The following is a 23,477-nucleotide window of genomic DNA, read 5'->3' as shown; positions in this document are numbered from 1 at the left end:
TCTTTCATGATCATAAAGGCCCTGAAATCTCAGCGGCCTTTATTTTTTATATTATAACTTTTTTGCATGATAAGCGGCTAACATTGCAATATTGACAACGTCCGTATCAGTTCCACTAAACGGTACAATTTGAATGGATTTCTCCAATCCAATCAAAATAGGACCAATAATGGTTGCTTCACCAAGCTCTTGGAGCATTTTGCTCGCAATGGAAGAGGCATGATACCCAGGCATAACTAAAATATTTGCAGGTTCTGTTAACCCCATAAAGGGATATTGTTGCATCAATTTCAAATTCAGTGCCACATCAGCACTCATTTCTCCATCAAATTCAAAGCTCACCCCACGTTCATGTAAAATATGAACAGCGTCTTGAATATGTTGTGTAACCGGTCCTTTCATATAACCAAAAGTAGAAAATGCTACAAACGCCACTCGTGGTTGATATCCTAATCCGTGAACAAAAGCAGCTGTTTGTTCCGCTATATCAGCAAGTTCTTCAGCATTCGGATTCTCGTAAATAGCGGTATCTGCAATAAACACAGTTCGTCCACGGCAAATAGCCATCGAGATACCAATCAAACGTTCTTTTGGTTTCTCGCCAATCACTCGACGTATATCGATGAGGGCTGTTTCATAATTGCGCGTCACCCCTGTTACCATGGCATCTGCATCCCCTAATGCCACCATACAAGCAGCAAAATAATTGCGATCATTATTGATCCGGCGATGACAATCACGCAATAACCAGCCTTGGCGCTGCATCTTTTTGTAAAGATAATTCGCATAAGCATCCGTGCGAGAGGAAAGCTTAGCATTCATGATAGAAATACCTTCACGTTCAAGGTCAATACCAGCAACAGCCGCAGTTTCTCTCACTTGTTCTTCACGACCAACCAAAATCACTTTCCCAAGTTTTTGATGAACATAAGAAACAGCAGCACGCATGACAGGCTCCTCTTCACCTTCTGCAAAAACTATTTGTTTTGGTGCTTGACGAACATGATTATAAATTCCACGCATCATAGAAGAAATAGGGTCAAGTCTTGCATTTAAATCACGCCCATAAGCTTCTAAATCATCAATGTTCTTCTGAGCAACACCACTTTCCATCGCTGCTTTTGCGACCGCCATTGAGACAACCGTGAACAAACGCGGATCAAAAGGAACGGGAATGATATAATTTGGTCCAAACTTCAATCGCTTTCCGCGATAGGCTTCCGCAACACTGTCAGGGACTTCTTCGTGCGCCAAATTTGCAAGAGCCCTTGCAGCAGCAATTTTCATGTCTTCATTGATAACCGTCGCACGCACATCAAGTGCACCACGAAAGATATAAGGAAAACAAAGAACATTGTTAATCTGGTTTGGATAATCCGAACGACCTGTTGCTATAATAGCATCGCTACGCACTTTCCTCACCTCTTCTGGTGTAATTTCTGGATCGGGATTAGCCATAGCAAAAATGATAGGTTTAGGCGCCATTGACTTTACCATTTCAGAGGTAATAGCACCTTTAGCAGACACCCCAAAAAATATGTCAGCACCCTCCATTGCTTCAGCAAGCGTGCGCTTATCGGTTCGAACAGCATGAACCGACTTCCATTGATTCATTCCTTCTTCACGCCCTTCATAGACAACACCCTTCGTATCACATAATATGATATTTTCAGGTCGAAATCCCATTGCCTTAATCAATTCAATACATGCAATTCCCGCAGAACCAGCGCCATTACACACCAACCGCGTATTTTGCATATCCCGCCCCGTTAAATGCAAAGCATTCAACACACCAGCAGCAACAATAATTGCTGTACCATGTTGATCATCATGAAAAACAGGAATCTTCATGATCTCGCGTAAGCGCCTTTCAATAATAAAGCACTCGGGTGCTTTAATATCTTCCAAATTGATACCGCCAAAAGAAGGCTCTAAATAACGCACTAAATTGATAAAATTTTCTGTATCATTCGTATCAATTTCTAAATCGATTGAATCAATATCTGCAAAGCGCTTAAAAAGGACAGCTTTGCCTTCCATCACTGGCTTAGATGCAAGTGCACCCAAATTGCCTAAACCCAAAATAGCTGTTCCATTGGATATAACAGCCACAAGATTGCCCTTTGCTGTGTAGTCATAAGCCAACACTGGATCTTGAGCAATGGCTTTCACCGGAACAGCAACACCTGGAGAATAAGCAAGTGATAAATCATGCTGTGTTGCCATGGATTTTGTTGCAACAATTTCAAGCTTGCCAGGACGACCTCGCCTATGAAAATCAAGGGCTTCTCGCTCACTAGCACTATCAATTATTTGAGGTACTTTTTGATCCTGTTCAATTTTTTTCATTTCACTCAATTGTCTCCAAAAACGGTGTAAATTCTACCCTATAGTGTATATTACTGCCCGATTTTAAAATTTGATTCATATATCAAAAATCGCTATGCTTAACGAATAGATCTGGTTATACGTTTCAATTTAGAGATAATAAAGACAGACGTTGAAGTAAACAAAAAAGGATGTCAAAGACTCGTTTGAAGGAGACGGGCGCGTAAAAATGGATAAGAAAATCAACCACAAAAATAATTTAATTCCACAGCCTGATTCTTCATCTGCTCCCCACCAACAACGCCCCACACCTATGATGGAGCAATATATAGAGATCAAAGCAATGAACAATGATTCTCTGCTCTTTTACCGAATGGGTGATTTCTATGAATTGTTTTTTAATGATGCCATTGAAGCGGCTCAAGCTTTAGGAATCACACTCACAACACGTGGCAAACATTTGGGTGAAGATATTCCTATGTGTGGAGTCCCTGTTCATGCTGCTGATGATTATTTACAAAAACTTATTGCACGCGGTTATCGCGTTGCTGTTTGTGAACAAACAGAAGATCCAGCAGAAGCAAAAAAACGTGGATCAAAAGCAATCGTTCAGCGTGATGTCATCCGCCTTGTGACACCTGGCACAATAACAGAAGAAAAACTCCTTGATCCAACACGTGCAAATTATCTCATGACACTTGCACGCATCAAAACCAGCGACGGAGAGGAATTTTCCCTTTCCTGGATTGATATCTCAACAGGCGTATTTCGTGTAGCAGAAAGCCACTCTGAAAGGCTTTTAGCAGACATTATGCGTGTAGACCCACAAGAAATCATTGTGGCGGATTCTTTTTTTCATGATAAAACCCACAAGCCACTTTTTAATGTTTTAGACCGCATTATTTCACCTCAACCTGCTAATATTTTTGATACAATCACTGCTGAACGTGATATTTGCGGTTATTTTAAACTCTCAACCCTTGAAGGTGTTGCTGATTATTCACGCTCAGAACTTTCTGCAATTGCTGCTGCCATTCGCTATATCGAAAAAACACAAATCACACACCGCCCACCTCTCATGCGCCCTGAACGCCAAAATGAAAATGCGACCCTTTTCATTGATGCCGCAACAAGACAAAGTCTTGAGCTTGTTCGAACCACATCAGGACAGCGCGATGGAAGCCTCCTCAAAGCTATTGATCGTACCATAACGGGAGGTGGATCACGTCTTCTTGTTGATCGCCTCATCGCGCCTCTCACCACACCCTCAGTTATTGATCATCGCCTTGATTCAATTGACTTTTTTTTAAAAAATCCCTCTCTTGCAGAAGCGATAAAACTCATTTTAAAAAGGGGCCCCGATATGCCCCGCGCAGTTTCACGTTTGGCTCTTGGACGTGGAGGTCCTCGTGATATGGCGGCAATTCAACGCGGCTTTGACATCATTCATGAACTTCATCAACTTCTTAACAATGAATTACTTCCTCAAGAAATAAGTGATGTACAGCAGGTTTTCTCACATTTGCCTACTGCTTTACATTGTCATTTAGAGCAAGCATTGGCGGATGATCTTCCATTGCTTAAACGTGATGGTGGTTTTATTCGCCCTCAATATCATCAAGAACTCGATGAAATGCGTGCTTTACGTGATGAATCTCGCCGTATTATTGCTGAACTCCAAGCACAATATTCTCAAGAAACAGATATTAAGGCGCTTAAAATCAAACATAATAATATTCTAGGCTACTTTATTGAAGTCACCAATATACAAGCCTCAGCACTTATAAATAGTCCACAAGTCAAAGCCCGCTTCATTCACCGCCAAACAATGGCAAATGCTATGCGCTTTACCACAACAGAACTTGCCGACCTTGAAAGCCGTATTGCCCATGCTGCCAACCATGCCATGATGCTTGAACTGGAAATCTTTGATACTCTTGTTCATGAAATTACCGAACAAGTTGATTTCATTCGTAAAGCAGCTGAAGCGCTTGCTATTTTAGATGTATCAGTGGCATTAGCACAACTTGCTGAAGAACAAGAATATTGTCGTCCTAAAGTTGATCAATCTCTTACTTTTCATATCACCGCAGGACGTCATCCTGTCGTAGAACAAGCATTACGCAAACAAGCAGCAGAACCTTTTGTTGCCAATAACTGCGATCTCTCTATACAAGAAAATCATCAATATGCAGCCATTTGGCTTTTGACAGGTCCCAATATGGGGGGAAAATCAACTTTTTTACGGCAAAATGCTCTCATTGCTATTATGGCACAAATGGGCTCCTTTGTTCCGGCAACTTCGGCCCATATCGGCGTTGTTGATCGCTTATTTAGTCGTGTTGGTGCGTCCGATGATCTTGCACGGGGGCGCTCAACTTTTATGATGGAAATGGTTGAAACAGCAACGATTCTGAATCATGCAAGTAACCACTCCCTTGTTATTCTTGATGAAATTGGACGAGGAACCTCCACCTTTGATGGACTTTCAATCGCCTGGGCCGCTGTTGAATATCTTCATGAAGTTAATCGTTGTCGTGCAATTCTTGCGACACATTTTCATGAAATGACCGCACTGACCGAAAAACTTAACCGCCTTCATAATGTAACAATGAAAGTCAAAAATTGGGATGGTGATGTTGTTTTTCTTCACGAAGTTACACCAGGAGCTGCAGACCGCTCTTACGGTGTACAAGTTGCAAAACTTGCTGGACTTCCCAAAGCAGTTATTACACGTGCTACAGATGTTCTCCATCAATTAGAACAAGGTGAAATGGCTGGAAAAGGCAATAAATTAATTGATGACTTACCACTCTTTTCCCTTAAAGTAGAAGCGCCCGTAAATAAAAAAACACAAAAGCATTGCGCACTTCATGAAGCTTTAGAAAACATCCACCCTGATGAACTTTCCCCTAAAGAGGCGTTAGAAGCACTTTATCGCCTCAAACAACTAGAAAAAACAAAGCCCTTTAAATGAAAAAGGGCGCTCTTTTTTTATTATTCCCACCCACAGTGATTATTCATTGCACTATCAAAGCTTCTCTTAAAAAGGGCTCTAGATATAGCTCTTCTCGTCTTGCATTCAACTTTTGAGCAATGAAAAACCCGTGACATAGCCGGCAATCTTGTTTCATCTCACAATATGTTTTTACATCTTTACACAGTATGTCTTTAAAAGCATAAAAATTAATACCAATAAGGCAAATAGAGAACCTTTCCTGAAACCAATTATTTGTTTTTATACAAAAAAGAAACTTGTCACAGCCAATAATCTTATCATCACACTTTTCTTAAAAAAATAATCCCCTTCAGCCAAACTACTCTCCTCCCACAATGATGAAATCCGAGATGAAATCTGGTTTGCTTTCCTGCGTTGCATTTTTTCATTGCAAACCATTTTCCAAAACATTTTCATTGTAAAACAGCCCCGTAGAGAACTGTCACTTTCCCTGAAAAATGGGGAAATTTCATCAAAAATCAGCACCGTTACACCACTATTTTTATCATAAAGATTATGTATCAGTGTAAGATTTGGCAAATTTCTCACCAGCCTTTTCATTTTCCACAAACTAGCTGCTTCACTCGATCAAATACTACGAACTGCACCCTTTGCAGCAGAAGTTGTGAGTGCTGCATAGGCTTTAAGAGCCTTTGAAACTTTCCGCTTACGCTCTTCAACAGGTTGCCAAGCTGTTTTTCCCTTCTCTTCCATTTTTGCACGACGATGCATCATCTCAACGTCATTGACTAACATTTGAATGGTACGATTAGGAATATCTATTTCTATGATATCACCTTCTTCCACCAAAGCAATTTCTCCTCCTTCCGCAGCTTCTGGAGAAATATGCCCGATAGAAAGCCCTGAAGTTCCCCCTGAAAAACGGCCATCTGTGATAAGTGCACAAGCCTTTCCCAATCCTTTGGATTTAAGATAGCTTGTTGGATAGAGCATTTCTTGCATGCCAGGTCCACCGCGGGGACCTTCATAACGGATTAAAACAATATCACCTGATTTAATTTTATTGGATAAGATCGCTAAAACCGCAGAATCTTGGCTTTCAAAAATTCTCGCAGGACCTTTAAAAGTTAAAATTGATTGATCAACACCTGCTGTTTTCACAATACAGCCATCTTTCGCAAGATTTCCATACAAAACAGCCAATCCTCCATCTTTCGAATATGCATGTTTGCTATCACGAATCACACCCTTTTCACGATCAAGATCAAGGGTTTCATAGCGACGAAATTGGCTAAAGGCTGTTTGTGTTGAAACCCCGCCTGGCGCAGCACGATAAAATTCATGAACTGTTGATTCATGGGTTTGTTTCACGTCCCAGTGATTAAGAGCTTCTTTCATCGTTTTTGCGTGAACTGTATAAGTGGATGTATCAATGAGCCCCGCTGAATTCAATTCACCTAGAATCCCCATAATACCACCTGCCCGATGCACATCTTCCATATGCACATTCGCAACAGACGGTGCGACCTTACACAAAACAGGAACACGGCGCGAAAGGCGGTCAATATCCGTCATGGTAAAATCCACCTCACCCTCTTGCGCAGCCGCTAAAAGATGCAACACAGTATTGGTTGATCCTCCCATGGCGATATCCACCGTCATGGCATTTTCAAAAGCTTTGCGTGAAGCAATAGAACGCGGTAAAACTGTCTTATCATCTTCTTCATAATAACGTTTAACCAATGTCACGATCTGTCGTCCAGCTTTTTCAAAAAGAACTCGACGATCCGCATGGGTTGCGAGCATGGACCCATTTCCTGGAAGAGCAAGCCCTAAGGCTTCAGTCAAACAATTCATAGAATTCGCCGTAAACATTCCTGAACATGAACCACATGTTGGACAAGCAGCACGCTCTATTTCAGCAACTTCTTCTTCTGAGTTCTCATCAGACGCTGCAGCAACCATTGCATCAACCAAGTCAATAGTCAGATCTTTATCTTTCCATCTAATCTTACCGGCTTCCATAGGACCGCCTGAAACAAAGATTGTTGGAATATTCAAACGTAACGCAGCCATTAACATGCCAGGTGTAATTTTGTCACAATTAGAAATGCAGACAAGTGCATCAGCACAATGCGCATTGACCATATATTCAACAGAATCAGCAATAATTTCACGTGAAGGCAAAGAATAAAGCATTCCATCATGTCCCATTGCGATTCCATCATCCACAGCAATCGTGTTAAATTCTTTCGCAACCCCACCAGAAGAAACTATTTCTTGTGCGACCAATTGTCCAAGATCTTTTAAATGAACATGTCCTGGTACAAATTGTGTGAAAGAATTTGCAATGGCAATAATGGGTTTGCCAAAATCAGTATCTTTCATCCCTGTTGCACGCCAAAGACCACGGGCTCCTGCCATATTGCGCCCATGAGTCGATGTTCTTGAACGGTAAGAAGGCATTATTTTTTTCCCCTCAAATATTCCATTTTTTCTGTTGTGCTGCAATAACGCCCTAAAAACAAGAGCTCATGCATTAAAATAAGAAAAAGGCATCTCTTGAAACAATTAAATCACAAAAATCTGAAAATCTCTATAAGCAACATTCGACAGCTACTTTTCGTCACCCAAGAAACTTCCTTCATAACCAAATCATTTTTTTTCACGCAATGTTCTCTGAACCATTTATGGAATCGATAATAACGACTTCTTAACATTGAGATTTAAAGAAGATGAGAACAAGCGTTCACTGAGCTTATAGAAATCCTAGCTGGACACTTTAATCATATGAAGATAATCCTCATCAGTAATACCTCTTCATCCCAATCCTTTTTTATCCTTTTGTTGCATTGATTTATTTTTACTGCTTTAGAAAACCTCTAACATCGTGATCAAGCTAGAAAGCTTAAGATCCATGCTTTTTTTACTTTAAACGCGATATCATGCATTCACAATTTGTTTTCTTTGTCTCTCAGGTACTCTATTTGAACGCGAGCAACGGTATTGAGAGCATCGATCATAGAAGCAATATCACCTATTTTGAATGTTTTATTGAAAAATATGTATTGTTCCTAAGCTGTTTCACAAGCCAGCACCATCATTCACTTTACCAGCGCATGGGTGTTGCAACAACCCTTGCATGAAAGCGATTCATAAGAGGCATTTTTTCTCTTTTCCTCGCTAACTTTATCCACATACCAATCCCACTTATGGTGTAAAGCCAAGTGAATAAAATTGATTCAACATAAAATGGTTTGAGATGAGAAAATCTTACAATATTCGAGATTGTTTCTCAAAGTGAGAGACGACGAAAAAACATTATTAATCAATATGTTACTACAATATACTGCTCTAAATTCAATGAGGTTGCTTTTATTCCTGCACATCTCTTCTGCATGAAATGAACATATTGATTTCTCTCGATAAATAATTATCCATGTTATAGTGAAAACTCCAAAGATCGTAAGGCTTTCTCACTTCAAACCTTCTTTTATGACGAATCAATCAAGAGCATTCCTTTGCACATCAAAAAATAGGTATGGGAATAAAATTGCATGAGATAAAGAGAAAAATGTTTTTTATACACCGTGATAAATGCAGAAATTGTTGTAACACTCGGAAAGTGAGAAAATAAATTAGGCGCTAGAAATGAGAAAAATAGCATCAGCTTGTACTTTGCAATCAAAATGGTGACGCACGATTTTACATTATTTTCTTCACAGTTGTGTTGCAAAATAAACTTTTTGCGGAATGAAAGATATTTTTTAAAAAACGACACGGCATAAGGCATATTAAAAAGCGATATGGATGAGCAACATAACAATATTTTCTGCTTTGTGCAGCGGCGTGCCCCTCTTTAAAGAACGTGACAATAAAAAGTGGCTAACCTTTACATCATAAACAGCCCACAATTCATTTACAATATATTGATTTATAATGATAAATATTTTTTATATATCTTGAATCACCAACCAAAAATACCCGTAAGATTCTCTTATTTCAAACTTCTCTCTGTTGAATCAATTTTATTCACTTGGCTTCACACTATCAGTGGGGGTGGCGTATGGATAAAAATTATAGAAGAAAGGAGAAAAAAACCATTCATGAACTGCCTTTATGCAAAAGCTGTTGCAATCTCATGAGGCGAGTAAATTATACTTTATGCGTTGGTAAATATACCATGAGTGGATAAAAAAAATGATAGTACCAGCTTATCCCTTTATCGGCGTGAATATGGTGATGCGCAGTGAATTTATCGTTATACAATTCACTAAAACACCACCGCGAAATGGGCTTAATGGCTCTAAGAGATATCTCTTTAAAATAAGCCCGTGAACATGCAACAGGGGGCGTTCTATTTTACGTGAGAGTTGTGACTCCATTAAAGAACGTGAAAAACAAAAATGTGAGGCAATGGGTAATCTCTATGATCCCTAAAACTTTGCTTGAGAGACTTTTGAAAATCATAAAGCCGAATTAAAGGATGATGGTAAAGCTAGAGATTGGTTTTCGCCTTTACAACTTCATGTCCTCTCCAAATGAGGCTGTATTCCCATTGCATGTATTCCATATGCATTACAAAATATTGCCCGCTGCTTTCTCATTCGTTGCAGATAAAGCCTATAAATACATAAAAATGCATAGCAGATCATTGTAAACCAACGCACTGTGAAATCACTAAGATGAGAAAAATGACTGCTGAAGCAATTACTGCGAAGAACAAAACGTTTTTGGTTTTTACACAGTCGATATTTTATCTTGAAAAATCATCCTTTTGGTGGAGCTAAGCGGGATCGAACCGCTGACCTCTTGCATGCCATGCAAGCGCTCTCCCAGCTGAGCTATAGCCCCACATAAAGAAAATATCTTCTCTTAAAAAGTAAGATAATCTTAGAAAAATTTCTTAAAACGAGAAAATCCGAAGATCAAGAAGAATTTGTATTTTACAAAAAAGAACACTTTTTCGTTTCTTTTTTAAGAATCATCATCGTTAGAAACACCACCACCTCCGAGAATATCAGAAACATCATCATCATCTTCTTCTTCATCATGAGATAAAAAGGTATCATCATCACCCAGATCAACATCACCATCTTCTAAGTCAGGAAGATCATCATCTTTAGAATCATCCCCATCCTCTTCAAGAAGCATGAAAGCTGATTTTTCAAGCGCTGTATCAAGCTCTTCAGCATCAATATCTTCTTCACCATTTGCTTCAGCTGCTGCAACTTCAAAATAAGAACGTGGATAAGAAATTCCTGTATAAGGCGACACAATAGGGTCGCGGTTAAGGTCATAAAATTTCTTTCCCGTTTCTGGATCAACACGTTTAGTTCCAAGTTCTTGTTTTGCCATGAAGCGTGCCTCTTTAGTTAACTATAATTCCAACAAAAAATGAATTTCATGGTGCTTAATCAAAAAATAGTGTCTTTGTCAAAGATAAATATATCATAAACAATGGATTTCCTCATGACGCCCTCCAAAGCATGTGTTAAAGAATGCTTCATTTAATAACAATGTACGAGAGAATTAAATAGAACTTCCATGCAAAAAACAATTCCCATAACCGCCTATAAGTCTACCAGTCTTTCTGGAAGAATTAAAATCCCAGGAGATAAATCCATTTCCCATCGATCTCTTATATTAGGGGGATTAGCAAGCGGTAAAACATATATTCATGGACTGCTTGAAAGTGATGATGTTTTCAAGACAGCAGCTGCTATGCAAGCTATGGGAGCCCATATTTATAAAGAAAATAATCTCTGGATTGTTCATGGAACCGGAAATGGTTGCCTTTTAGCAGCACAAAATCCTTTAGATTTTGGCAATGCTGGAACAGGTGCCCGCCTGATCATGGGAATGGTTGGTCCTTATCATATGAAAACGACCTTTATTGGTGATGCTTCTCTCTCTAAACGCCCAATGGGACGTATCCTCGAACCATTGCGGTTAATGGGTGTTGAAGTTGAAGCAACACGTGGCGACCTTCTCCCTTTGACACTTTATGGCCCCAAAATGGCTAACCCAATTTGCTACCGTACTCCCATGGCTTCTGCTCAGGTTAAATCAGCAATCCTGCTTGCCGGACTCAATACAGCCGGCATGACAACGGTTGTTGAACCCATTCCCACGCGAGATCATACAGAAAAAATGTTACAAGCGTTTGGCGCTCAACTTGAAATAGAAACAGACGCAAAAGGAACACGTTTTATTCATCTCCATGGTCAACCGCACCTGACCGGACAAACTCTTGATATTCCAGGCGACCCCTCTTCTGCTGCTTTTCCACTTATTGCTGCCCTTCTCGTGGAAGATTCTGACATCACCATTGAAAATGTTCTCATAAACCCTTCTCGAATGGGGCTTATCGAAACATTATGGGAAATGGGAGCCAAAATTACACTTTTCAATCAATGTCAAACAGGTGGAGAAACTGTTGCTGACCTGCGGGTACAATCATCAACACTAAAAGGTGTCACAGTCCCCAAAGAACGCGCCCCCTCAATGATTGATGAATATCCCGCTTTAGCGGTCGCTGCAGCCTTTGCTGAAGGCAAAACAGTTATGCTCGGAATTGAAGAATTGCGCGTTAAAGAATCAGACCGACTCTCTGCACTTGCTCAAGGGCTCAAAGTCAATCATGTAGAATGTGAAGCGGGACAAGACTTTCTTATTGTTCATGGAAAAAGCTCTACAAAAGGATTGGGAGGTGGAAATGTCATTACACATCTTGACCATCGAATTGCCATGTGTTTTCTCGTCTTTGGATTGGTCTCAGAAAAACCTGTTACCATTGATGATAAACGAATGATCGCCACAAGCTTTCCAGAATTTATCCCTTTTGTACAACAACTTGGGGGGAAAATCTCTTGAAACCTTTTGTGATTGCCATTGACGGACCAGCCGCCTCGGGAAAAGGAACATTAGCGCGAAAAATTGCTGCGCATTATCATCTTCGTCATCTTGATACTGGTCTTACTTATCGCGGTGTAGCGCATGCGCTTTTACAAAAAAAATGGGCTCTCAATGATGAAAAAGAAGCTCTTGCTTGTGCCACAGAACTTGATTTTGATACTTTAAATCCAATTCTCCTCTCTTCCCATGAACTGGGCGAAGCCGCTTCAAAAATAGCAGTTATGCCTACTGTACGTAAAGTTCTTGTCACTAAGCAACGTAACTTTGCAAAAATTTTGCCTGGCAGTGTGCTTGACGGTCGCGATATTGGCACGATTGTCTGCCCTGAGGCCGATATTAAATTTTATGTTCTTGCGAATGTTCAAACGCGCGCAAAACGCCGTTATCAAGAAATTTTAGAAAAAGGTGCTCAAGCTGATTATCATGAAATCCTAACGCAACTTGAACAACGTGACAATCGCGATATAACCCGCAAACAAAGCCCACTAAAACCTGCCCAAAACGCCCACTTGCTTGATACGTCAGAATTGAGTATAGAAGCAACATTCGCAATTGCATGCACTTTTATTGATCCAATCATAAAAGAGCGTATAATTGGATAAAGTCGTTAAGGTGATTTCCGGCTGAGCGCTGATTTTTCTTCCTGTATTAAGGAAAAAGGCAGGAAGTTACCGTGTGTTAACACTAACCTAGCGCTTATACCTTTATACAAGGTATGTATCAGGAGTTCTTATGTCACAATACAATCCCACAACAGCGGATTTCGAAGCTCTTCTCATGGAATCCTTCCAAACCAATAACCTTAATGAAGGATCCGTTGTTAAAGGCCGTATCATTGCCATTGAAAAAGACATGGCCATTATTGATGCCGGACTTAAAGTCGAAGGACGCATTCCACTTAAGGAATTTGGAGCTAAAGGAAAAGATGGTTCCTTGCAAGTTGGAAATGAGGTTGAAGTTTATATTGAGCGCATTGAAAATGCGATGGGAGAAGCTGTTCTCTCGCGTGAGAAAGCACGCCGTGAAGAAAGCTGGATCCGTTTGGAAGAAAAATTCAATGCCGGTGTGCGCGTTGAGGGAATTATCTTTAGCCAAGTAAAAGGTGGTTTTACAGTCGATCTCGATGGTGCTGTTGCTTTTTTGCCTCGCAGCCAAGTTGATATTCGCCCTATTCGCGATGTTTCACCTCTCATGCACAATCCACAATCCTTTGAGATTTTAAAAATGGATCGTCGCCGTGGAAATATCGTTGTTTCACGTCGTACGGTCTTAGAGGAAAGCCGTGCCGAACAACGCTCAGAAATCGTACAAAATCTTGAAGAAAACCAAATTGTTGAAGGTGTTGTTAAAAACATTACTGATTATGGTGCCTTTGTTGATCTTGGTGGAATTGATGGACTCTTGCACGTCACAGATATGGCTTGGCGACGTGTGAATCATCCATCTGAAGTCCTTACAATTGGCCAAACGATTAAAGTTCAAATCATTCGCATCAATCAAGATACACACCGTATCTCTCTTGGTATGAAACAGCTTGAAAGTGATCCGTGGGAAAGCATCAGCGTTCGATATCCGATTGGTAAAAAAATTACCGGATCTGTTACCAATATCACTGATTACGGTGGTTTTGTTGAAATTGAACCAGGAATTGAAGGACTCATTCACGTTTCCGAAATGAGTTGGACGAAGAAAAATGTCCATCCAGGAAAAATCCTCTCTACATCACAAGAAGTAGAAGTGGTTGTTCTTGAAATTGACCCCTCTAAACGGCGTATTTCCCTTGGCTTAAAGCAAACATTTGAAAATCCATGGGTTGCTTTTGCTAATAAATTTCCTGTTAATTCACAAATCGAAGGAGAGGTTAAAAACAAAACAGAATTTGGTCTCTTCATTGGGCTTGAAGGCGATGTTGACGGTATGGTTCACCTCTCCGATCTTGATTGGAACCGCCCTGGTGAACAAGTCATTGATACCTATAATAAAGGTGATATCGTTAAAGCTGTGGTCCTTGATGTTGACATTGAAAAAGAACGTATCTCTCTTGGAATTAAACAACTTTCTAGTGATAAAGTTAGAGAAGCAGCAACCTCTGGTGAACTTCGCAAAGGTGCTGTTGTAACATGTGAAGTTGTCGCTGTGAATGATAATGACATTGAAGTCAAATTGATTGACCACAATCTTGAAACAACCATTCGCCGTGCTGACTTAGCACGTGATCGTGATGAGCAACGTCCTGAACGCTTCGCAATTGGTCAAAAGGTTGATGCCCGCATTACTGCTTTTGATAAGAAAACACGTAAACTTTCAGTGTCTATAAAAGCTTTAGAAATTGCAGAAGAAAAAGAAGCTGTTGCACAATATGGTTCTACAGACTCAGGTGCTTCTCTTGGTGATATTCTTGGTGCAGCCTTGAAAAAACAAGAACAAGAATAAGTGTAAATTGTTAGAATAAACACTAAAATTGAGGTCGCTTCTTTCTTGAGCGACCTTTTTTATGTTTTAAAGTGATTGCCTATTTTTTCTTCAAACAACTTTTCAAAAAGTAGCAATATTCCCCCAATAAAAACAAAAAATTTATTTTTTCCTATGAACTGCCCATGAATTAAGATAAGCTCTTCATAGTCTCTTAAATTATAAAGATACTATGGAATAAAATAACAAGAGAATTATTACGGTACTCATAACATCATTTATATGGCACTCACAACATCATTTATAAAGTATTTTTTTTCTAGAAAAATAGCAATTCCCTTTCTTACTGAACCTACCTTTCCTATTCGTTCAACTTATAAATCACAGAATGAATTCTACAAATTAGGCTATGATATAGCCTCAAGCAAAAACATCCTCCTTCCTGAATATAAAGGAGAGCAAGACTTTCATAAACGATTGAGTGAAAGTGCTCAATTTATTCTTCATGTTTTTCATGTCTGCAATGCCGCGGCTCAAAATGATGAAACGATTTCACCATCTGCTCAATGGCTTATTGATAATCATTATACCATTGATAAAACGATACAACAGCTACGGCGTAATTTATCCAAAGCCTTCATAAAGAAACTTCCTCTTTATCAACAAAAGGAAGGAATACCACGTATCTTTGCTTTAGCTTGGCTTTATATTGCGTATACAGATAGTAGGTTTTCACAAAAAACACTCACAGCGATGATCAATGGATTTCAAGAAGTTTGTGTCTTGAAAATTGGTGAGTTATGGGCTCTTCCTTCTGTCATACAAATGCTTTTAATTGAAAATGTCTATCGTCTTTCACTGCGGATTGAACAAAGACGGCATATGCGCATTCTCGCTTACCAAGCCGCTGATATAATTTCTCGCACCGATAATGAAACAAAATTACATGCTCTTTTTACTCAGTTTGAGCCTTTCACTGTTGATACAACCTTTTCAGCACGTTTATTTTATCGTCTACGTGGTGCATCTGTTTCAACCGCGGCATTAACTTGGCTTGAAAAGCAATTACAGAAACGAGACTGTAATTTAGAAACTGTCACAGCCAATGAACATGACCGCCAAGCCGCAGATGGCACAACTATGGGCAATATTATCCGTGCCTTTAACGTTATTGAAGATGTTGATTGGACGGTGTGGTTTGAAACAGTAAGCTCTGTAGACTCTATTTTACGTGAAAATAGTGATTTTTCCAAAATTGATTCTCATTCCCGCAATATCTATCGACAAGTGATTGAAAAAATTGCACGCTTTTCACCTTTCAATGAAGTAGAGATTGCGCAAAAAGCTATAGAAATGGCACACTCTTCCTCTAAAGAAAGCCCTCATCATAAAAAATCCTCTGTTGGGTGGTATCTTGTCGACGAAGGACGTAATGCTTTTGAAAAAGCCTGTTATTACAATCCACCTCTTTTCACAAAATGGGCAAAAGCTCTTTTTTGTTCAAAGATAAGAATTATCGCAATTCCTGTTTCTCTGTTAACACTTGTTTTTCTGCTTGCAGTTTATGCTCTTTTACGGACAAGCAGTATCACACCATGGATGCTTATTCTTTTCACCGCATTAGCGCTTTTTCCTGCTATGGAGGTTGCTTTTGCCTTCTTTAACACAGTTGTTTCATGGCTTATTCCATCAAAACAGCTCATTGGTTATGAATATAAAGAGGGTATTCCTAAACAGGCACGTACAATGGTTGTTGTGCCGACTTTAATCACATCACGCGATGATATTGATGAGCAAGTGCGCAATCTTGAAATCCATTATCTTTCTAATCCCAAAGGTGCTATTCATTTTGCCCTCATTACGGATTGGGTCGATGCCCCCTTGAGAGAAACGCAAGATGATCTTGATCTGTTGCATTATGCGCAAGGGTGTATTGATAAACTTAACCGCCGGTATCATCGTGATGATATCCCTCTTTTTTTCCTTTTACACCGTCAGCGTCTTTATAATGCAAACGAAAAATGCTGGATGGGATGGGAAAGAAAGCGTGGCAAACTTCACGAACTCAATCTGTTATTAAGAGGCGATAAAAATACAAGTTTTTACCCGACAAATCCACATCTTCCCATGGATTGTCGTTTTGTTATGACTCTTGATTCAGATACAAAGCTTACCCCTGATAGTGTTACAAAACTCGTTGGAAAACTTAACCACCCACTCAACCACCCCATTTTCGATCCACAAAATGAGAAAGTTGTAAAAGGCTACAGCATTTTGCAACCCCGTATCACACCTTCTCTTACAACAGAAAAAGAAACTTCAATTCTGCAACGCGTTTTTTCTACCGATCGTGGCATTGATCCTTATGTTTTTGCTGTTTCTAATACGTATCAAGATCTTTTGGGAGAAGGGACTTTCATCGGCAAAGGCCTTTATCATATTGATGCATTTGAACAAGCGCTTAATGGTAAAATTAAAGAAAACACCGTTCTTAGTCATGATCTTTTAGAGGGTGGTTATGCACGCACTGCCTTGATAAGCGATGTAGAAGTCATTGAGGATTATCCTATAGCTTATAATGTTGATGTTGCGCGTCATCATCGTTGGGTACGCGGTGACTGGCAGCTCTTGCCTTATCTCTTCTCACGCCATAAAATTAGTTCTACGACACGTTGGAAAATGCAAGATAACCTGCGTCGTTCTCTCACACCACTTATGTGGTTGATTGCAGCAATTGCAGGGTGGTTTCTTTTAACGTTACCAATAGCAATCATCTGGCAAATATTCTTGCTGTTTAGTCTTTTTGTCTCACCCATTTTAGGTGTATTACAAACCCTTATTCCATCCAGTCATGATTATTCTTTGCGCGAAAAAATCCCATTAATTGCGCACAAAATAACCACCGTAGTAGCGGATATCTTCCTCAAAACGACATTTCTTGCCCATTCCGCTTATTTTATGACTGAAGCGATTATACGCACACTCTATCGCCTGATGATTTCAAAACAACACCTCCTTGAATGGAAAACTTCCGCGGCAACAAAGGCAATTCCCAATAGTTTAAGATTCTATATTCTTACCATGTGGCCAGCATCACTTATTGGAATTATTGCCTTCACACTGCCTTTATCCTTTCATAGTCTTACGGCCTTTATTGCTTTACCCTTTGGGCTAGCGTGGTTTTTTTCACCCTTGATTGCTTGGATTGTCAGCAAAGCTTCAACATTTGAAGATATGCTTCATCTGTCTTTGGAAGATACAAAAGTACTTCGGTGCATCGCACGACGAACATGGCTTTATTATGCAACCTTTGTTAATGCTGAAAATAACCATTTGCCACCCGATAATTTCCAAGAAGATCCAGAACCTCTTGTTGCGCAACGCACATCCCCTACAAATATTGGAGTTTATCTTCTTTCCGTTATTGCTGCACGTGATTTTGGTTGGATTCATTTTAAAGAGACTCTTACACGCATCGAACACACACTCAAAACACTTACCAAAATGGAAAAATTCCGTGGTCACCTTTATAACTGGTATGAAACGAATACGCTCAAGCCTCTCTTACCGACTTATGTATCAACCGTTGATTCAGGAAATCTTGCAGGGCATTTGGTAACACTCTCCTCAGCCTTAAATGAATGGGCTGAAAAACCTGATATTTTCTTGAAAAGTGATCGAAAAGCCTTATCTGACGTCAATACTATTCTTGAAGAGGTTGTAAAAGAAATTCCAGATACTGAACCTATTTTACGTTCTTTGCGTCAACAAATCGAAGAACACATCACACATTGTCAGCGCTCCATCAATGCTTTTATAGAAAAGCCAGATGCGACCAATTGCTCCATCATAGATATTTCACTTATCGCCCGTGATCTTGTGGATTTAACAGACAAGTTTGATCAAAAAATCCAAACGGCAGAATCTGCTCATGCATTATCCTGGGCAAAATGCCTTGTAGAAACCTGTGAAGTTCACCATCACGATATAACGCATGATTATGACGATGAAAAATTACGCAAAAAACTAAACAGTTTGGCTATGAAAGCACGGCAAATAGCCTTTGATATGCAATTTGACTTTTTAGCACAGCCCGAACGACTTCTCTTGTCCATTGGATATCGTGTTCAAGAAAACAAACTCGATGAAAATTGTTACGACCTCCTTGCTTCAGAAGCACGCCTTGCAACTCTTTTTGCTATAGCAAAAGGAGATATAAAAGTGAAATATTGGTTTCACCTTGGTCGACTTCTCGTTCCTATTGGTTGGAAAGGTGCTCTCTTATCATGGTCTGGCTCCATGTTCGAATATCTTATGCCATCCCTTATCATGCGTGAACCATTGGGATCTCTCATGGACCAAACAAATCGGCTGATTATTCGTCACCAAATGGAATATGCTCGTAAACGAGGAGTGCCTTGGGGTATTTCAGAAGCTGCATTTAATGCTCGCGATCACTTAATGAATTATCAATATGCCAATTTTGGCGCCCCAAGCCTCGGACTCCAGCGTGGACTCTCACGTAATACTGTTATTGCCCCCTATGCCAATCTTTTAGCAGCACAATATGTGCCTCACCAAGCTGTCGTCAATTTAAAACGACTGCGTGATCTTGGCGCTCTAGGAACATATGGTTATTACGACTCTGTTGACTTTACTCCTTCGCGTGTGAAAATGGGAGAAAAATACGCTGTTGTGCGCAATTTTTATGCACATCATCATGGTATGTCTCTTCTTGCTGTCGACAATGTTGTTTTTCAAGGGCGGATGCGTGATCGTTTTCACCGTGATCCAGTCATTGAATCCGTACAATTGCTCTTACAGGAAAAAGCCCCACATCAAATTCCTATTATTCATACCAAAACCATTAATTCCAGAGGTTATCATTCTCGAGAATGGGATAATGTTCCTGTACGCATGATTACAAATCCGCTTCGCAAACCACGTGCCACTTTGCTCCTATCCAATGGCTTTTATTCTACACTGCTAACAGCAAACGGATCTGGATACAGCCGTTGGCACAACTATGCCATTACCCGCTTTATACCTGATGTAACAGAAGATCAACAAGGCACTTTATTCTTCCTACGTGATACGCATAATGGACATTGGTGGTCTGCAACTGGAGAGCCAACACGCATTCTCGAAGAAGAGACAACCTGTATTTTTACAGATGAGAAAGCTGAATATATAAAAACGGTTGATGGCATAAAATCAACACTTGAGTGTCTTATTACATCTGAAGGGTGCGGTGAAGGCAGACGTCTTCAACTTATGAATACAACAAACAAAGACCGCCTCATTGAAGTGACTTCTTATGGTGAATTGGCGCTCGCAACCATGGATAATGACAGTGCACATCCTGTTTTTTCTCGCATGTTTATAGAAACAGAAATCGCTGAAGAAAGAAAAACAATTTTTGCCACGAGACGGAAACGTTCTCCCAAGGACCCTGAAATCTGTATTGCCCATTTTGTTGCTGATCTCACAGGATCTCTCCAAGAAACAGAAGCGGAAACTGATCGGTCCTTGTTTATTGGTCGTGGGCGATCCATTCATCAACCAGCTGCATTTGACAAAAATGCGCGCTTTAGCAACAGTCAGGGCTGTGTTCTAGATCCGATTATCTCACTGCGGTGCCGTGTCAAAATTCCAGCACATGAAAAAGTTGAACTCATTTTTTGGACTTTTGCCGCACATACAAAAGAAACACTGCGTCATCATATTCAACATTATCGACAACCCAACATATTTCAGCAAGAACTTTCAATGGCATGGACGCGTTCACAAGTCTCATTGTACCAAAACGGTATTGATCTTAAAGCAGCGATTACTTTTCAAAAATATGCAACACCGCTTCTTTATCCTGACAAAACATGGCGTCTTCCTTCCGCAATATTGGCCAAAACTCTTGGAAAGCAATCTGATCTCTGGCCAATGTCCATTTCAGGAGACATTCCTATCCTTCTTCTTCGATTAGATAATGAAGGAGGCATCACTGTACTGCGTGAACTGCTTAAAGCGCATGAATATTGGCGTATGCGTGGGCTTATCGTTGATTTGGTCATTCTTAATGAACAAACATTTTCCTACATACAAAACACACAACGCAACATTGAATGGGTCTGTGAATCTTACCGCCACCACACTCATGAAACAAACAAACACCAACATATTTTCACGCTTCAGCGTAATCAGATAAGTGAACAAAGTTTTAAGACGCTTCTCGCAGCAGCCCGCATTATCCTCCATGCTCAAAATGGCTCTTTATCTGAACAACTTAAAGAGCTTGAAGAGAATAGATTTGAGTCAGCAATTGATAATCGTTATCAAGAATCTCGCTCTAAAATAAATGATGAAAGGCCTTATAAAGGAAGACTAGAGGCAACTCAAACCAAACAAAGCCTTTTTGCTTCCATTGGTCTTACCAGTCAACAAAAACCATCTCCTCTCTTCGTGAATGGAGACGATCTACGATATTGGAATGGTTATGGCGGATTTAATCAACACAACGCTTATGTAATACGTCTTCACGGAAACAACACGACACCACATCCATGGATTAATGTTGTTGCGAACAAAAACTTTGGCTTCCATGTCTCTGCTGAAGGAGCACTTTTTACCTGGGCAAACAATAGCCGCGATTACCAATTAACTCCTTGGAGTAACGATCCTGTTTCTAACCGTCCAGGAGAAGCACTTTATCTTGTGGACCGCTTGTCTTTAAAATGCTTCTCCCCCGTTTCTGCCGTTGAATGTGACGAAAATGTTGTTTATGAAGCTTGCCATGATTTTGGATTTTCAACCTTTAAATCCACACATTCAGAAATTGCTCTAGAGCTTACCCATACGCTTGATCAAGAAAAACCTGTTCGTTTTTCGCGTCTTATCCTTAAAAATGAGGGAAAAAAATCACGCAGTTTGCGCCTTTATTATTACGTTGAATGGATTTTAGGCAATATACGCACAAAATATGCCCCCTTTATATTGCCCTCTTATGATTCTAACCGTGGTGCACATTTTATTCAAAATCCTTATCACATCGAAAAATCTCAACAAGTCACATTTTTAGCAGCCTCTGAAATGCCAACCAGTACGACAGCTGATCGTACCGAGTTTATTGGTTTAACAGGAACGGTGATACATCCACACGCTATCCGCAAAGCTGGTACCCTTTCAAATACAGTTGAAGCTGGAGGTGATCCTTGTTCAGCATTTACCTATGATATTGATCTGTTGCCCGGACAAACGAAGGAGATCATTTTCTATCTCGGCAGTGCTGAAAACAGACAGGACGCTGAAAACCTCTTAGATCAGGTGCGTAAATGTAATTTTGAAACTCTTCTCACACAACAAAAACAACAATGGAATGATTTTGTTTCCCCATTTCAAGTAAAAACACCCGATCCCTCTTTTGATCTTATGGTCAATCATTGGCTCCCTTATCAAACCTATGCTTGCCGTATGATGGCGCGTGCCGCTTTTTATCAAGCGAGTGGCGCATTTGGCTTCCGTGACCAATTACAAGATAGTTTATCCTTGTTATCACTAAAACCAGAACTGGCACGTGAACAATTATTAAACGCTACAGAACATCAGTTTCTTGAAGGCGATGTACAGCATTGGTGGTTACCTGAGACCAATGCGGGTATTCGCACACGCATTTCTGATGACATTGTCTGGCTTGCCTATGGAACAGCCCTTTATGTCAATACAACTGGCGACTATGCACTTCTTGATACCCCAACCGCTTTTATTGAAGGAGCCTCTCTTACCGCACAACAAAACGAAGCTTACTTTCAACCCACACAGTCATTTCAAAGTGCTACCGTTTATGAGCACTGTGTTTTAGCTCTTGATCTTGCCATTAAACGCTGTGGACCACATGGACTTCCCCTTATTCTTGGCGGGGACTGGAATGATGGCATGAATTTAGTAGGCATTGAAGGAAAAGGAGAAAGTGTTTGGTTAGGATGGTTTCTGGGCACAACACTACAAGCATTTATTTCCCTTGCCCAAAAACGTGGTGATAACAATCATGTAAAAACATGGAGTGCATATCTTGAGCGTTTGAAGAAATCTCTCGAAAAAAACGGCTGGGATGGTGCTTGGTATCGTCGTGGTTATTTTGATGATGGAACGCCCCTTGGCTCTAAAATAAATGATGAATGCCAAATTGATACCATTGCTCAATCTTGGGCTGTTATTTCTCAAATGGCATCTCTCAAACGTCAAAAACAAGCAATGACCTCAATGCTTGAACATCTGTGTGATGAAACAGGCGGTCTTATCCGTCTTTTCTGGCCACCTTTCAATAAAACAACTCTCGAACCCGGTTATATAAAAGGTTATCCTCCAGGAGTTCGAGAAAATGGTGGTCAATACACCCATGGTGCTATTTGGAGCATTTTAGCACTCGCAGAAATGGATGAAAACGATAAAGCCTATGCTTTATTTTCTATGATCAATCCCATTACCCATGGATGTAATCCTGAAATTTATCGTGTTGAACCTTATGTTATGGCAGCAGATATCTATGCTATCGAACCACACCGTGGACAGGGCGGTTGGACATGGTATACAGGCTCAGCAGGTTGGTGTTACCGTGCTGCAACACAAGCCATCCTTGGAATTAAGCGTCAAGATGACCAGTTATTTTTGCATCCACATTTGCCTTCCTCATGGCCAAAATATGAAGCGAAAATGAAATTTCATGATGCTGTTTATACCATTAAAGTACAATGGGGTTCTGAAAATATGCTCAGTGTGAATGGAAAAACATATACCGAAATTCATGCAGGAATAGGGTTACAAAAAACAGGAAAACATGAAATTATACGTACCGTTAAATCTTAACAAC

At 40.1% G+C, this 23,477-nt stretch carries 9 protein-coding genes and 1 tRNA gene; 6 read left to right on the top strand and 4 right to left on the bottom strand.

Annotated elements, in window-relative coordinates; genetic code table 11:
• Nucleotides 1–51: 51 nt before the first annotated feature.
• Nucleotides 52–2,349 (bottom strand): NADP-dependent malic enzyme, encoded by a 2,298-nt coding sequence (locus BN67_RS05635; protein ID WP_019223170.1) that lies wholly within the window; start codon nucleotides 2,347–2,349, stop codon nucleotides 52–54.
• Nucleotides 2,350–2,557: 208 nt separating this feature from the next.
• Between BN67_RS05635 and mutS the strand changes: the two genes are divergently transcribed.
• Nucleotides 2,558–5,305 (top strand): DNA mismatch repair protein MutS, encoded by a 2,748-nt coding sequence (gene mutS, locus BN67_RS05630; RefSeq protein ID WP_019223169.1) that lies wholly within the window; start codon nucleotides 2,558–2,560, stop codon nucleotides 5,303–5,305.
• A gap of 609 nt (nucleotides 5,306–5,914) precedes the next feature.
• On the opposite strand, the gene ilvD is transcribed toward mutS, so the two are convergent.
• Nucleotides 5,915–7,753, bottom strand: coding sequence for a dihydroxy-acid dehydratase (gene ilvD / locus BN67_RS05620; RefSeq protein ID WP_019223167.1), 1,839 nt, complete (start codon nucleotides 7,751–7,753; stop codon nucleotides 5,915–5,917).
• A 1,734-nt stretch (nucleotides 7,754–9,487) separates the two neighbouring features.
• On the opposite strand from ilvD, the gene BN67_RS14185 reads away from it, so the two are divergent.
• Complete coding sequence (locus tag BN67_RS14185) at nucleotides 9,488–9,625, top strand: hypothetical protein (protein WP_156791637.1); 138 nt, start codon at nucleotides 9,488–9,490, stop codon at nucleotides 9,623–9,625.
• A 440-nt stretch (nucleotides 9,626–10,065) separates the two neighbouring features.
• Here BN67_RS14185 and BN67_RS05615 read toward each other — a convergent pair.
• Together BN67_RS05615 and BN67_RS05610 are read right to left on the bottom strand one after the other, a co-directional pair.
• Nucleotides 10,066–10,141, bottom strand: a tRNA-Ala gene (locus BN67_RS05615).
• A gap of 123 nt (nucleotides 10,142–10,264) precedes the next feature.
• Nucleotides 10,265–10,645, bottom strand: a complete 381-nt coding sequence (locus BN67_RS05610; protein WP_019223166.1) for a TIGR02300 family protein — start codon at nucleotides 10,643–10,645, stop codon at nucleotides 10,265–10,267.
• Nucleotides 10,646–10,834: 189 nt separating this feature from the next.
• On the opposite strand from BN67_RS05610, the gene aroA reads away from it, so the two are divergent.
• The 4 genes from aroA to BN67_RS05590 all read left to right on the top strand — a co-directional run bounded on the left by aroA (nucleotide 10,835) and on the right by BN67_RS05590 (nucleotide 23,473).
• Nucleotides 10,835–12,163, top strand: a complete 1,329-nt coding sequence (gene aroA / locus BN67_RS05605; RefSeq protein WP_019223165.1) for a 3-phosphoshikimate 1-carboxyvinyltransferase — start codon at nucleotides 10,835–10,837, stop codon at nucleotides 12,161–12,163.
• Nucleotides 12,160–12,807: a (d)CMP kinase gene (cmk, locus tag BN67_RS05600; RefSeq protein WP_019223164.1), complete on the top strand. Its 648-nt coding sequence runs from the start codon at nucleotides 12,160–12,162 to the stop codon at nucleotides 12,805–12,807. The genes aroA and cmk overlap by 4 nt, the downstream gene beginning before the upstream one ends.
• Nucleotides 12,808–12,937: 130 nt before the next feature.
• Entirely contained in the window at nucleotides 12,938–14,638 is a 1,701-nt protein-coding gene (rpsA, locus tag BN67_RS05595) for a 30S ribosomal protein S1 (protein ID WP_019223163.1), read from the top strand.
• 261 nt (nucleotides 14,639–14,899) lie between these two features.
• Nucleotides 14,900–23,473, top strand: a complete 8,574-nt coding sequence (locus tag BN67_RS05590) for a glycoside hydrolase family 94 protein (RefSeq protein WP_019223162.1) — start codon at nucleotides 14,900–14,902, stop codon at nucleotides 23,471–23,473.
• Nucleotides 23,474–23,477 lie beyond the last annotated feature (4 nt).

This window comes from Bartonella rattaustraliani AUST/NH4, assembly GCF_000312565.1.
In the GTDB taxonomy this organism is placed as follows: domain Bacteria; phylum Pseudomonadota; class Alphaproteobacteria; order Rhizobiales; family Rhizobiaceae; genus Bartonella; species Bartonella rattaustraliani.
This window is presented reverse-complemented; position numbering and strand designations above follow the sequence as displayed.

Excerpts from the sequence above, each read along its gene's own strand:
- BN67_RS14185 (WP_156791637.1), top strand. The coding sequence starts at position 9,488 with ATGATAGTACCAGCTTATCCCTTTATCGGCGTGAATATGGTGATGCGC.
- BN67_RS05590 (WP_019223162.1), top strand. The coding sequence starts at position 14,900 with ATGGCACTCACAACATCATTTATAAAGTATTTTTTTTCTAGAAAAATA.
- BN67_RS05610 (WP_019223166.1), bottom strand. The coding sequence starts at position 10,645 with ATGGCAAAACAAGAACTTGGAACTAAACGTGTTGATCCAGAAACGGGA.
- rpsA (WP_019223163.1), top strand. The coding sequence starts at position 12,938 with ATGTCACAATACAATCCCACAACAGCGGATTTCGAAGCTCTTCTCATG.
- ilvD (WP_019223167.1), bottom strand. The coding sequence starts at position 7,753 with ATGCCTTCTTACCGTTCAAGAACATCGACTCATGGGCGCAATATGGCA.
- mutS (WP_019223169.1), top strand. The coding sequence starts at position 2,558 with ATGGATAAGAAAATCAACCACAAAAATAATTTAATTCCACAGCCTGAT.
- aroA (WP_019223165.1), top strand. The coding sequence starts at position 10,835 with ATGCAAAAAACAATTCCCATAACCGCCTATAAGTCTACCAGTCTTTCT.
- BN67_RS05635 (WP_019223170.1), bottom strand. The coding sequence starts at position 2,349 with ATGAAAAAAATTGAACAGGATCAAAAAGTACCTCAAATAATTGATAGT.